The sequence below is a fragment of the Acinetobacter sp. WCHA55 genome (genome assembly GCF_002165305.2).
Classification (GTDB): Bacteria; Pseudomonadota; Gammaproteobacteria; order Pseudomonadales; family Moraxellaceae; genus Acinetobacter.
This window is the reverse complement of sequence record NZ_CP032286.1, coordinates 1,856,276-1,869,542: the sequence shown is the minus strand read 5'-3', so window position 1 is coordinate 1,869,542 and position 13,267 is coordinate 1,856,276. Positions and strand designations below refer to the sequence as shown.

14 protein-coding genes are annotated in these 13,267 nt (G+C 40.6%); 4 read left to right on the top strand and 10 right to left on the bottom strand.

What is annotated here, in order from left to right:
• Positions 1-216 precede the first annotated feature (216 nt).
• Entirely contained in the window at positions 217-912 is a 696-nt protein-coding gene (locus tag CDG62_RS11910) for a Crp/Fnr family transcriptional regulator (protein ID WP_087528419.1), read from the bottom strand.
• Between the two features lie 117 nt (positions 913-1,029).
• On the opposite strand from CDG62_RS11910, the gene CDG62_RS11905 reads away from it, so the two are divergent.
• The gene (locus tag CDG62_RS11905) at positions 1,030-1,569 is read left to right on the top strand and encodes a DUF962 domain-containing protein (protein WP_087528420.1); all 540 of its coding nucleotides are present in this window, start codon (positions 1,030-1,032) and stop codon (positions 1,567-1,569) included.
• A gap of 57 nt (positions 1,570-1,626) precedes the next feature.
• Here the strand turns inward: CDG62_RS11905 and CDG62_RS11900 are convergent, their stop codons facing one another.
• From CDG62_RS11900 to CDG62_RS11860, 9 genes are all read right to left on the bottom strand, one after another.
• Complete coding sequence (locus CDG62_RS11900; protein WP_087528421.1) at positions 1,627-1,965, bottom strand: hypothetical protein; 339 nt, start codon at positions 1,963-1,965, stop codon at positions 1,627-1,629.
• Positions 1,966-2,155: 190 nt separating this feature from the next.
• Positions 2,156-3,247 carry a redox-regulated ATPase YchF gene (gene ychF, locus CDG62_RS11895; protein ID WP_004693442.1) on the bottom strand — a complete coding sequence of 364 codons (1,092 nt, stop codon included), beginning with the start codon at positions 3,245-3,247 and terminating at the stop codon, positions 2,156-2,158.
• 334 nt (positions 3,248-3,581) lie between these two features.
• Complete coding sequence (locus CDG62_RS11890; protein ID WP_004693438.1) at positions 3,582-4,241, bottom strand: methionine ABC transporter permease; 660 nt, start codon at positions 4,239-4,241, stop codon at positions 3,582-3,584.
• Complete coding sequence (locus CDG62_RS11885) at positions 4,222-5,292, bottom strand: methionine ABC transporter ATP-binding protein (RefSeq protein ID WP_087528422.1); 1,071 nt, start codon at positions 5,290-5,292, stop codon at positions 4,222-4,224. Before CDG62_RS11885 ends, CDG62_RS11890 begins: the two co-directional genes overlap by 20 nt.
• Positions 5,293-5,303: 11 nt before the next feature.
• Positions 5,304-6,140: a MetQ/NlpA family ABC transporter substrate-binding protein gene (locus tag CDG62_RS11880; RefSeq protein ID WP_087528423.1), complete on the bottom strand. Its 837-nt coding sequence runs from the start codon at positions 6,138-6,140 to the stop codon at positions 5,304-5,306.
• Positions 6,141-6,149: 9 nt separating this feature from the next.
• Complete coding sequence (locus CDG62_RS11875) at positions 6,150-6,992, bottom strand: MetQ/NlpA family ABC transporter substrate-binding protein (protein ID WP_087528424.1); 843 nt, start codon at positions 6,990-6,992, stop codon at positions 6,150-6,152.
• Between the two features lie 22 nt (positions 6,993-7,014).
• A complete protein-coding gene (locus tag CDG62_RS11870) occupies positions 7,015-8,433 on the bottom strand; it encodes an LLM class flavin-dependent oxidoreductase (protein WP_087528425.1) in 1,419 nt (472 codons plus the stop codon).
• Positions 8,433-9,656, bottom strand: a complete 1,224-nt coding sequence (locus tag CDG62_RS11865; protein WP_087528426.1) for an SfnB family sulfur acquisition oxidoreductase — start codon at positions 9,654-9,656, stop codon at positions 8,433-8,435. Before CDG62_RS11865 ends, CDG62_RS11870 begins: the two co-directional genes overlap by 1 nt.
• A 10-nt stretch (positions 9,657-9,666) precedes the next feature.
• Entirely contained in the window at positions 9,667-10,869 is a 1,203-nt protein-coding gene (locus CDG62_RS11860; RefSeq protein ID WP_087528427.1) for an SfnB family sulfur acquisition oxidoreductase, read from the bottom strand.
• A gap of 380 nt (positions 10,870-11,249) precedes the next feature.
• Here CDG62_RS11860 and CDG62_RS11855 point away from each other — a divergent pair, with 380 nt between their 5' ends.
• The 3 genes from CDG62_RS11855 (at position 11,250) to CDG62_RS11845 (ending at position 13,237) form a co-directional block, all read left to right on the top strand.
• On the top strand, positions 11,250-12,014 hold the full coding sequence (locus CDG62_RS11855; RefSeq protein ID WP_087528429.1) for a glutathione S-transferase family protein: 765 nt from the start codon (positions 11,250-11,252) through the stop codon (positions 12,012-12,014).
• A gap of 272 nt (positions 12,015-12,286) precedes the next feature.
• On the top strand, positions 12,287-12,757 hold the full coding sequence (locus CDG62_RS11850) for an Lrp/AsnC family transcriptional regulator (protein WP_086209319.1): 471 nt from the start codon (positions 12,287-12,289) through the stop codon (positions 12,755-12,757).
• 6 nt (positions 12,758-12,763) lie between these two features.
• Positions 12,764-13,237 (top strand): GrpB family protein, encoded by a 474-nt coding sequence (locus CDG62_RS11845; protein ID WP_087528437.1) that lies wholly within the window; start codon positions 12,764-12,766, stop codon positions 13,235-13,237.
• Positions 13,238-13,267: the final 30 nt, after the last annotated feature.

The window sequence follows — 13,267 nt, the reverse complement described above, 5'->3', positions numbered from 1 at the left end:
TGTCGCTTTAATGAATACCACAATAAAATATTTGTATGCATTAAAATATAAGAATTAAGTCGAATTTTGTTGCGATGTGTGCACTAGTTGCTTGCCAAACACGGTGGCAGCAGTTTTAAGTTGGAAAGACAACTAGCCAAGACGTTAGGCCGTGTAGCAATATTTTTATACATCCTTTCTATCTGAATTGCGCTCTTAAGGCGCACACTTGATAGTCTATTCTGAGCTATGTGCCATTTTGTGTAGCTTTGCAGGATCTAAAATCTTAATCTTTTTAAAAGCAATTGCCAGTATCCCTTGTTTTTCTAAGTTTTGAAGTTCTTGGTTGATGGTTTGGCGTGAACACATCAACATTTGAGCCAGTTGCTCCTGTGATAAATGGATTTCATCATTGGTAATCGACAGATGGTTGCCATAGCCGCTTAAAATAAAAAGTAAGCGTTGAGCCAGTCGTTGACTGATATTTTGACTTTGGATTGCAATCAGTTCTAAAAAAGCGAGGCGTAACTTCTGTGAAGCAAGCTGTGCAACATGAAACCAAAATTCTGGGGTGGCTTGGATAAATTCTTCAACATCGCGTTTAGGTAGATGGAGCAGGGTACTTTTTTGAATAGCAATCGCATCGTGAGAACGTGGTTGCTGATCTATTAATGAAATTTCTCCAAACCACATAATCGGTTCTGCGATTGCTGCAACGGCTTCTTTACCTTCAATATCAACGTGACCTAAGCGAATTGCACCGTTCAAGACGGCATAGATGCCATCAAATAAATCCCCAGAGTGAAAAACAGCTTGGTCTTTTGCAACGTCAATATATTTGGCATGTTGCACAATATATTGTTGATAGGCTTGTGGTAGTTTGGCGAACCAATTGTTATTGAGTAATTGTTGTTGATGTTGAACTTCCAGCATTCCGCGTCCTTTCGTGATTGATCGAGCAATTTGTCAAGTCGACGACAACTTGATGGGCTGTTTTCCTTTAGAGTTATTCTATATCGTGATCAATATCATGCAATAAGGAAATACAGTATGAGTAAATTAGAAAAATTATTAAGTCAGTATGCCGCTTATCATCTTGATCATAAAAATATCGTGACCCACTTTGTCGGTATTCCGCTGATTGTGTTTTCAATTATGTGTTTAACCGCAAGAGCTGGCATGACTATTGGCAGTTTTGAAATTACTTTGGCGATGGTTTTGATCTTAGCGAATATTGTTTACTACTTGAGCCTAGATCGAGTTTTCGGTGTGATCATGCTGGTGATTTATGCGCTGGCTTATCCATTGGCGTATAAAATCGCACAGTTTGATTTGGGGCTTTGGTTAAGTCTCAGTATTGGTATTTTTGTGGTTGGCTGGGCATTCCAGTTTGTTGGGCATTTCTATGAGAAGAAAAAACCGGCCTTTATGGATGATGTGATTGGCCTAGCTATCGGTCCATTATTTGTTTTGGCGGAAATGGTGTTTATGCTTGGTTTTAGAAAAGACATCGAACAACGCATGTTGGATGAAGCGCGTAAACAGCGTGCAGCAATGGATAATAAGCATGTCTCTGTGACATCACATTAACTGAATTATTTTATCGATAAAAAAGCCAGTGAATTTCACTGGCTTTTTTATGCTGTTTTAAGATGTCTTCGCGACTTTATGTGTATCTAGTTGAGCTTTGGGTGTATTGGGGCTTGGAGCATCAGAATCTTTATGGGATTTATGGGTCATATCATTGGCTTTCATTGAATCATGTTTCACCATTTTATTTTGCTTCATAGCTGGATCATGTTTGGTCATTTTATCTTGTTTCATGGCTTGATCATGTTTTGTCACATTCATGGTTGCGACGCACTTACCACCCTTATGATTTGTACCTGTGCCACCCGACAGTGTTGTCCCTTGTGGGCATGCAAATGCTGTAGCGCTAAGTGTTGTGAATAAACCTGCTGCAATAAATGTGCTGATCTTTTTCATTTTCGTTTGTTCAATAAAGGCATTAGTGCCTGTGATTAAATTAGCGATAATACAAAAGAATAGAAGTTAGAATATTGTGTGAAATCCAAATGAATCAGGTGTTCATCTGTTATTTAATGCTGTTTTTAAGCTTGGTTTAAGCTTATAAAAAAACCCGATTGGTATCGGGTTTTTTTATATTCGAAATATCTTATACGTTAAAGCGGAAGTGTAGAACATCACCGTCTTGAACAATGTACGTTTTACCTTCTAAACGCCATTTACCTGCTTCTTTCGCGCCTGCTTCACCGTTGTATTGAACAAAATCGTTATAAGCAACACATTCAGCACGGATAAAGCCTTTTTCGAAGTCAGTGTGGATCACACCTGCCGCTTGAGGTGCAGTTGCACCGACTTTAACGGTCCAAGCACGAACTTCTTGTACACCCGCCGTGAAGTAAGTCTGTAAACCTAAAAGACCGTAGCCTGCGCGAATTACCACGTTTAGACCTGGTTCTTCCATACCTAAAGCTTCAAGGAACTCAGCACGGTCTTCGTCTTCAAGCAGTGAAATTTCAGCTTCGATTTGGTTACAAAGCGGAACAACGATTGCATTTTCTTCAGCTGCAAGTTTTTTTACAGCATCTAAATGCGGGTTGTTTTCAAAACCATCTTCTGCAACGTTTGCAATATACATGGTTGGTTTTAAAGTCATTAAACCAAAACCACGGACCAGTTTACGTTCGTCGTCGTCTAGGTCAGCAGCACGGGCAGGTTTGCCTTCATCAAGTAAAGGTAAAATTTTGTCTAAAACTGCTTTGGTTGCAAGCGCTTCTTTGTCTCCACCTTTTGCAGATTTTGCTAAACGAGTCACTGCTTTTGTTACAGTTTCTAAGTCAGCAAGTGCAAGTTCCGTGTTGATGGTTGCGATGTCATCAAGCGGGTCAATTTTACCGTTAACGTGTATGACGTTTTCATCTTCAAAACAACGTACAACGTGAGCAATCGCATCCGTTTCACGGATGTTTGCAAGGAATTGGTTACCCAAGCCTTCACCTTTAGATGCGCCCGCAACTAAACCTGCAATATCCACAAATTCCATTGTTGTTGGAATTACGCGCTGAGGTTTTACAATCGCTGTTAATTTGTCTAAACGTGGATCTGGCACAGGAACGATGCCTGTGTTTGGTTCAATGGTACAAAATGGGAAGTTTTCAGCAGCAATAGCAGCTTTAGTCAATGCATTGAAAAGTGTAGATTTACCAACGTTCGGCAAGCCGACAATACCGCAATTAAAACCCATGAAATAACTCACAACGTGTTATATAAAAATTGCCAGTGATTTTACATGAAAGCCATGACAAAGTCAGGTCTCAGGGGAGAAGAATCAAAGTTGTAAATCATGTTGTGGGCAGAACTTCCTCATTTATGCCCTCTGTACAAGTCTTTTAGGTCTTTTCCTTTAATAAAGAAACAAGATTTAAGAGATCAGTTGCATGTAGGTCATTGCCTATGTAAGGACTGGAATCTTTCATAAAAATGGCGTGAATTTCATATTGAAATTCCCTCCTTAGAAAAAGGAGGGTCTAAAAAACTTCAGTGGACAGTATAGACTCTGCTTTATATGGGAAATGGGATTAAACCTTCCTTTTATCGAGTTGATTTGCCAGATTGTCTCCAATCGCTTGTACACACATCACCAAAATCACGAGCACGACAATCACGGCCAACATGATCTGCATATCAAAACGCTGATAACCATAGCGATAGGCAATATCACCTAAACCACCTGCACCAATGGCACCTGCAATGGCAGAGGAGTTAATCATGGTCACAATGGTTACAGTAAAACCTGCGACAATTCCGGGTAGCGCTTCAGGTAACAACACATGCCAAATGATTTGAGTGCGGTTACAACCGATCGCTTGCGCAGCCTCAATCAATCCTTGATCTACTTCGCGTAAACTGACTTCTGCAATCCGAGCAAAAAATGGGGTTGCCGCCAAAGTTAAAGGAACAACTGCTGCCCAAACGCCATAACTTGTGCCTACAATCCAACGTGTGAGTGGAATGAGGGCCACCATCAAAATTAGGAAGGGAACGGAACGGGTGATGTTTACCAACCAGCCTAAGCTATGGTTAATACTTTTAGAGGGATAAATGCCATGCTCAGAGGTACTGACTAAAACCACCGCCATAGGTAGACCAATGAGTAAGGCAAAAAATGCAGATGCGCCGACCATGATTAAGGTGTCGATAGTACCTGTCAGTAATAAATCAATGAGTTGGTCGTGCATAGCCAAGTACCTCTACATGTGTCACATGCGCTTTTAGTTTTTGTAGTAATGATTGAATTTCTAGGCCCTGTGTGGGAACAGCAATAATCAATGTTCCAATTAAATGGTTTTGAATGGTGTCGACCTGACTTTGATATAAATGAACAGTTTGTGGAAAGTACTCCAAAATCTGTTTTAAGTCTGGTGGATGATGCGCATCTGAAGTCGAGCGAATTTTGAAAATGGCATGTGTATCGAGCTGCGTGAGTTCCGCATTTAAGCAAAAAGGCAAATCGAGTTGTTCTAGATTCAGCAGTTCTTGGGTAATGCCTTGTTGGGGTTGAGAGAACACAGACCAAACTTCACCTGATTCCACAATTTCACCACCATCAATGACCACTACCTGATCGCATATTTCCCGAATCACTTGCATTTCATGGGTAATCAATACAATGGTGATACCCAACTTTTGATTGATCTCTTTGAGCAAGGACAACACCACAGAGGTACTTTCTGGATCGAGTGCAGATGTTGCTTCATCACAGAGTAAAATTTCAGGATGGTGAACCAGTGCACGGGCAATACCGACACGCTGTTTTTGACCACCAGACAGTTGTGATGGGTAATGCTGAACCTTATCGCTCAGCCCAACCAACTGTAAAACTTCATTGACTCGTTGTTCGATGTCTTGTTTAGGATAGTTGGCAACGATGAGGGGCAGTGCGACATTTTCATAAACTGTTTTGGCAGACATTAAATTAAAATGTTGGAAAATCATGCCAATACGTTGGCGGAGCTGAATTAGTTCCGCATGACTCAATGTTGCCAAGTCTTGCTGATGGATATGAATATGACCTTCACTAATACGTTCTAAACCATTTAAGGTGCGGAGCAGGGAAGATTTACCCGCGCCACTTTTGCCAATAATGCCAAACACTTTCCCTGTCGGGATGTCGAGGTCAATATTTTTGAGTGCATGTACACTATGCCCTTGTACTGCATAGTATTTGTTTAAATTACGAATTTTGATATGTGGAGTGGAAAAATCCACATGAGAACCAAAGCTGACCATTCTTTTTCTCCTTATTTCCAGCCTTCAAACCACAGACCTTGGCCAAAATCACGGTCTAAAATTTCTTGAACATGTTTTGAGTTTTGGAATGCTTGCACAAAAGTCGCAAGTTTTTGGTTTTGATCTGGATAATCTTTACGTGTCACAAATAAAATGGCGTATTTCTTGTCTATCGGATCAAGAAAAAGAGCATGATGCGGATCTGTGACTTTGGCCATTTTTAAATAATGTGGGAAGCCAAAAATTAAATCGGCATCATTAAATGCATGGGCAGTTTGTGGTCCTTCTACTTCAATAAACTGAAGTTGTTTAGGATTGCTCACAATATCTTTTACGGTAGACAATTCATTGTTGATATCTTTGAGCTGAATCAAACCTGCACGATGCAGTAAAATCAGTGCACGTGCCGAATTCACAGGGTCATTGGGAATAACCACACGGGCTTGAGTGGGTAGTGCATCTAAGGACTGATATTTTTTAGAATATAGTCCGACATGACTTCCTGTTCCTGTGGCGAATGCATGCAGGTCATAATTTGTTTCGCGAATTGCATTGCGTAGAAAGACGCTTTGCTGAAAAAAGTTGGCATCAATGTCACCATTTTGCACGGCAACATTTGGCGCATGCCAGTCCGAAAATTCAACCAGTTTGACCTGAATACCTTGCTTTTTTACATCATCTGCCACGCTTTGCAGCAATTCGGCATAAGGTGGGCTAATGCCAATCGTTAAGACATCATCCTGCGCATGGCTTTTGCTATAGCGGTAACCCGCTAGAGCAAAAATTGCCACGATGACACTTAAGCCAATCATCCATTTTTTTCGATTTTGAGTGAAAGATTGCGTCATGGCTTATACTCACTTCCAACCTGGGAACCAAAGTTTTTCGCCAATTTCACTATTCAAAGTCTGTTTAACTTTGTCCGATGTTTGATAAATCTTGATGAACTTTTCAAGTTGAGCGGCTTTCTCTGGGTGTTTCTGTTGGTAGTCGTCACGCACCACAAATAAAATCGAATACAGGGTATTGGTGTTGTCATCTAAGATCAGCGCATCATTTGGGTCAATGGTTTTTGCAAGACGTAAATAATGTGGATAGCTAAAGACCAAGTCAGCATCATCAACGGCACGTGCAGTTTGTGGACCTTCAACTTCAATAAACTGAAGCTTTTTAGGATTGCTCACAATATCTTGCAGATTCGATAGATGATTGTTTGGGTCTTTTAAGCTAATCAATTTAGCCTGTTGTAACAGTAAAAGCGCACGGCCTTGGTTGACTGGATCATTTGGAATAACTGTACGTGCATTTTCAGGAATCGCATCAATCGAGTCATATTTCTTTGAATATAAACCGACGTGTGTGGTGACGCCTTTATCCAGTGCTTTCAGTTTAAATTGGGTTTCTTTGATGGCGTTATCTAAGAAGGGCTGATGCTGGAAATAGTTGGCATCAATATCACCATGGTTGAGCGTGATATTTGGAGTGTTCCAATCTGAGAATTCCACCAGTTTGACGTTGATGCCTTGCTGTTTTGCTTCTTCTACAGCCACTTTTAACGGATTTGCAAAGGGTGGGCTGATCCCAATCACCAGTTCAGTGTTACTCGATTTTTTATGATAAGACCAAGCCACTAGTGCGATGACGATAGCGGCGACAATTACCCCAATAATGGTAAATTTTGTTTTTGCAGTTTGAGCCATGATATTTCTCGTATTTTAAAATTTATGCGGTTTGTTTTTGCTGTGTTTGAGTATGAGGGGACGAGCTTTGACATCGATACTGCTGTACTGGGTGGTCTGCGGAGAGTCGGTCACCTTGAGCGAATAATTTGTGGCGTAAACTACCTGATTCATAGGCAGTTTTATAACGGCCACGCTCTTGTAACTCTGGGATGACCCAACGAATAAAGTCTTGATGTGACTCTGGAGCAACGGTTCGTGTAAGGTTAAAGCCGTCTACGCCAGTTTTATCTAATAGCTGAATGAGTTTTTCTGCTACGGTTTTTCCGCTCCCGACTATTAGCGGGTAGCGTCCTCCCAATACATGCTGGGCTTTTAAATCTGTTCGGGTAACTTTTTGCTCTTTAAATTTGTTATTGACCGAGGCAATGCTATTGGTTTGTTTATAGGGAATCGCTTCATCATCTGTGAACTGAGCCAAATCTATTCCGACTGAACTTGAAAAATGCGCCAAACCTGCTTCTGGACTGGCATAGCGAATATATTCAGCGAGTTTTTCTTGAGCCAACTCATCTGTTTCTGCCGTCACGACACTAATACCGACAAAGAGTTTAATAGCTTGCTCATCGCGCCCATGGCTGAATGCAAGGGCACGAATTTTATTGACTTGCTGTTTAAGTTTTTCAGGCGTGTCAGCACCAATAAACATGGCTTCAGCATGTTGGGTTGCAAAGGCTAAGCCTTTGCTTGAGGCGCCTGCTTGATAAAGCACAGGTGTACGTTGAATAGATGGGGAAACCTGAAAAACGCCCTGACTTTGGAAAAATTTGCCATGATGCTGAATGGCATGAACTTTTGAAGGGTCAGTAAAGACACGGTTTAACTTATCCTTTTGTACGGCACCGTCTTCCCAAGAACCTTCCCAAAATTTATAGCAAAGTTCGAGAAACTCTTCGGCTTGTTCATAGCGCAAGTCGTGATCTTTTAAACCTTTTTGACCAATTAACCGTTCTGCGCTGTCTAAGTAGCCGGTGACAATATTCCAGCCAATACGACCGTGGGTTAAATGGTCGAGGCTTGCAAAGCGCCGTGCAAATTGGTAAGGCGACTCATAGCTCAGATTCACAGTAACACCAAAACCTAAGTGCTGTGTAACGGCGGCCATAGCAGAAACGAGTGTACTAGGGTCATGGCTTGGAAGCTGAATCGACTCTTTTAGGGTTAAATCCAGACCATTTTGATAAACGTCGTAGACACCCGTAATGTCGGCGATAAATAAACCATCAAATAAACCGTGTTCTAAAGTTTGCGCCAAATCGGTCCAATAGCTGAGCTCATTAAAACGATGTGACTCATCGCGTGGGTGTGTCCACAAACCGTGATTGATATGACCTACGCTATTCATATCAAAGGCATTCAGAATGATTTGTTTCGGCTTGTTATTTTGAGATGATAGTGTCATTACAATGTCCCTCTGCGTGGCGGAAGTACCCCGTTAAGGAGATAATTAGCAATGAAGTAATATTTCCAACGTGATGCATCGTGTAGCGTGTGAACACGTGCATTACGCCAAAAGCGGTCTAGGCCATCTTCACGTTGACTACCACGACTACCTGCCAGTTCAATCAATTTCGAAGCAGCTTTTAAAGCCGTTTCTGTGCTGTGGGCACGAACTTTCGCTACATCCAGTGATGCTTTAGCAATGCTATCAGCGGTTGGATGGGGACGTGCTGTGTCAATGGAGCGTGCCGCTTGTTTGAGTAAGACTTCACTGGCACGCACATCGGCAACCACTCGTCCCAGTTCAAACTGTGTTAAAGGATCATCGGTTGCCTGTTCAACAGCAGAGTCAATCCAAGGACGAGCCTGACGCACACGAACCAGTGTTTCCTCAAAAGCAGCACGCGCAATGCCCGTTTCAATTGCAGCATGCATAATTTGAGCAAAAGGCCCTACCAGAGTCGGTCTGGAAAATGCTGTATCAAAAGGAATAATATCTTCTGCACCTACAGCGACATGATTAAATTTGACTGTACCGCTGCCTGTGGTACGTTGACCAAAACCTGACCAATCATCAATGAGTTCTAGTCCTGAGCTATTCCGTGGGATAAAGACCAGAAACTCTTTGTCATCGGCATCTTTGACTAAGGTCGGTATGCGGTCTGCAAACAGGCTGCCCGTGCAATAAAACTTTTCACCATTGACTTCATAGCCTTGTTCCGTTTGGCTCAGTGCAGTTTGTTTTTGTGTTGCATTTTTAGTTTTAAACTCAGCCAAGGCATTACCAAAGCGAGCGCCTTTGAGCACTTCTGCATAGAGTTTACGCTTTTGTTGTTCAGTGCCGTTATTACGTAAAACCTCTAAGGCATAGAAATGGTTCTGTGGAATTTGTCCAATCGAACCATCCACACCACTCATCAGCGCAATAATTTGCGCGACAGTATAACTGGAAACATCGGCTCCCCCGAATTCCTTCGGTACAGTAATGGCCCAGAGTCCAGATTGGCTATAGGCTTCAATTTCCTCAAAAGGCAAAATTCGTTCAGCATCGCGTTGGATAGCCTGCTGTTTAAACTGCTCAGCCAAATTTTTGGCAATTTCTAAGGCTTCAGCATCACTTTGAATGATATGTGCATACGCCGTGTCTTGGGATTGAAGAGGAAGAATGGGTTGAAATGAAGTCATTATGCTCTCCTTAAATCCAAGCGTGGCGGGCAGGGAAAGTGTTATTTAAATAGTAGTTACCCAGTGCATGCAGCTTCCAGCGGATCGGGTCGTGTAAGGTATGTACGCGTGCATTGCGCCAATGTTGATCTAAGTTATGTTGGCTTAGGCTCGAACGACTCCCACCAAGCTCTAGGAGTTTTTCAGAAATTTGTAGTGCAGCATCGTTAGCATAGACCTTGGCTTCGGCGACTAAAATAGAGGCTTTAGCTGCTTGTTCCGCACTGACAACGCTCAGTTGGTCGAGCTCATCTAAATATTCTGCAGCTTCATCGAGCAGTAGGATAGCGGCATCTAACAGGACAGCGAATTTGCCGACTTCTTGTAAGGTGTAATGTTCAAAACTGGCTTTCTCAACCTGCGCATCGACAATCGGTCGGGCTTTTTTAACTGCTGACAAAGTATCTTCAAATGCAGCTTCTGCAATACCGACATCAATCGCAACTTGCATTAACTGCGAGAAAGCACCACGGTAATTGACGTCTTCAACCAGTTTCCGCTCATCAAAGATAAGTCGTGGATCGACTTCAACCCGTTGTAACTTTACTGTGCCACTTGACGTTGTACGCTGACCAAAACCGTTCCAATTATCAATGATTTCGACACCTTGTGCTGCGGCATCAACAAGCGTCAGTACCACATAACCTTCAGGGTGAATGGCTTTAATGGCTAACCAATGGGCAAAGCTACTCCCTGTAGAATAGAACTTTTCACCATCGACATAGTAACGACCATTTTCAATGCTTAATTTTGTATTTAATGTTTTAGTGTCTTTGGTATTTCTTTCAGGGCCGCCATTGGCAAGGCGTTTACCTTTTAATATTTCATTAAAAATAAACTTTTTTTGTTGTTCGCTACCCAAGATATCAATCATGTTGAGTAGCGCAATTTGGTTTTGTGGAATTTGACCGACACTTGAGTCGGCTTTATTAATAATGCGAAAAACCTGAGCTAAAGTTTTATTGGAAACAAATGCACCTCCAAAAGCTTGTGGAATACGAATACCGCCTAATCCTTTTTGGCTAAATAACTCGATTTCAGCAAAAGGAAGTTGGCGGTTCTGATCACGTTGATCCCGACCTTCTAAGGCAAAGTCAGCGACATGATAGGCTGCATTAATCGCATCCTGATCATTTTGTATCACGTGAATATTTTTAGAGAGAGTATGAGACATAAAAGCACCTTTACTTAATCTCTATACGCTACTTGGGATTATTTGAATGATTAAATGAAGGATTTTGAATTACTTAGCAGCTAAAAATTTAAAAATAAAATATGCTAAGTTTAATCAATTAGATGAAATGCTAAGAATTTGAAAAATAAGGAATAACTAATTTAACGGAGGAGTGGATAGTACGATTAAAGCCTTGCTTATCAAGATTTGAGATATTGTAGAGAAAAAAACGTATAAATTTGATAAAGGCTGTTGAACATTTACTAGGCAGTTTTGAGTAAAAAGTACATTGTAAATCCTAAATACAGTGACTAAAGTATCCAACTGAAATAGATGGTTTTTCTGAAAAGCCAAAATAGAAAAATAAATGTGGAGCATTTATGAGAACTTTATACCAGTTTCCTTTATCTCATTTTTGTGAGAAAGCTCGCTGGTTGCTCGATCATAAAGAGCTAGATTTTGTTGCACAAAATGTGGTGCCTGGGGTTCACCGGGCTTTTGCACAATTAAAGACAGGGCAAAATAAATTGCCTATTTTACGTGATCAGGACAAATGGGTCGCAGATACCACCGAGATTGCATTATATCTGGATGAACGTTATCCAGAACATCGACTGTTACGTAATGAAGCACAGCTTCGTAAAGAGGCTTTAGATGTTAATGCACTATCCAACGACTTGGGATTGCATGTGCGTCGTTGGGGGTTGGCCCATGCATTATCCGATAACGATCAATCGTTACAGATTATGTTGGGCGAAAAGGGGTATTTACGTAAATTTGAAAAATACACCAAACCTTTAATGAAAACTTTGATGTCGAAAGGCTATGAGTTGAATGCAGAGAAAATAGAGCATTCCAAAGCCGAAATGCAGCGTTTAATTGAAGTATTAAATGAGAAGTTAATTGCTAATCATGGACGTTACTTTGTCGGGGATCGTTTAGGTTTGGCGGATATTGCTGTGTGTTCGATGTTAGCTCCTGTGCTGGAAATTAAAGGGACACCTTGGGAAAAAGACCATGAGGAAAGTCTATCTGAAGAATTCAGTAACTATAAAACATATTTAACCAATTTACCCTTGGGGCAGTATGTTTTAAGAGTCTATCAAACCGAGCGCAATGCCCGAGTCGACTGGCGTGGCATTTAGGATCAACTGTAGTCAAATAGGCAAAGGCGGACGTTATACATCAAGCCTTTGTCTGCTATTTAAAGAAAATGATGTGGTGTGTTGAATAGAAAGTTTCTCAGTCTATTTGTAATTTTTATAAAAAATTATAGCAATTTTTTGCCTAAATGATTGATATATTTTTATGAATTTGAAAATAAATGAAAAAATATGCAAATAAGTTTTATCTTTCATCTGAAAAGCTTAATATGAAATAAACAGCTATAAACATGATGCATTATGAGAGTTAAAAAATGGAATTAGACCGTTTTGATAAGCAAATTTTAGAAATTTTAAGTAATGAAGATATCAATCTAAACGAATTATCAGAGCGTATTAATTTATCGGTCAGTTCGGTGCATCGTCGTATTAAGCATCTGATTGATAATGCGATTATGACTAAAGTTAAGCGAGATATTAACTATCAAAAACTCGGGTTTAGTCTACATGTTTTACTCCAAGTATCTTTGAGTAAACATGATACCGACACTTTTTCCAAGTTCTTGGAAGAGTTGGAAAGCATTCCTGAAGTGACCAATGCCTTTTTAGTGACAGGGCAGTCAGCAGATTTTATTGTTGAAGTTGTGGCAAGAGATATGGAAAATTACAGTGATATTTTACTCAAACGCATTGGTAAAATTGAGCATGTGGTGGCACTTCATTCAAGCTTTGTGATTAAAGAATATAATGTATTTAACTGTAGCGGTTTGTTGAGTAAGGTTTAGCGTATGCTGAAGTTCTATGCAGCTACTGAGTATCAAGCATCTTGCCATCAAAAATTTGTATACTATCAGCGACAACTTTTAGCTCTCATACCCAAAGCACAGATTGAACATATTGGTTCATCTGCCATTCCTCATGCAGTTTCTAAAGGTGATTTGGATATTTATGTGGCTGTTGATGTTGTAGATTTTGACTCAGCCATCGCTAGTATTTCCAGTTTAGGTTTTGTTGAAAAGCTTGATACCTTAAGAACACATGAACTGTGTATGCTAGAGTCGCTACAGCAGGATGATGTTGCTATTCAATTGGTTGTGAAAAACTCTCAGTGGCAAAGTTTTTTGATCTTTCGTGATTGCTTGTTGAAAAATCAGAATTTAGTCATGGCTTATAATCAATTAAAACACGACAGCCAGCATTTAAGCATGGATAAATATCGTTGCAAAAAAGCAAAATTTATTGAAAGTGTATTAAATCAGACATAAAAAATGCGCTCCCAAAGTTATGTTTGAGCG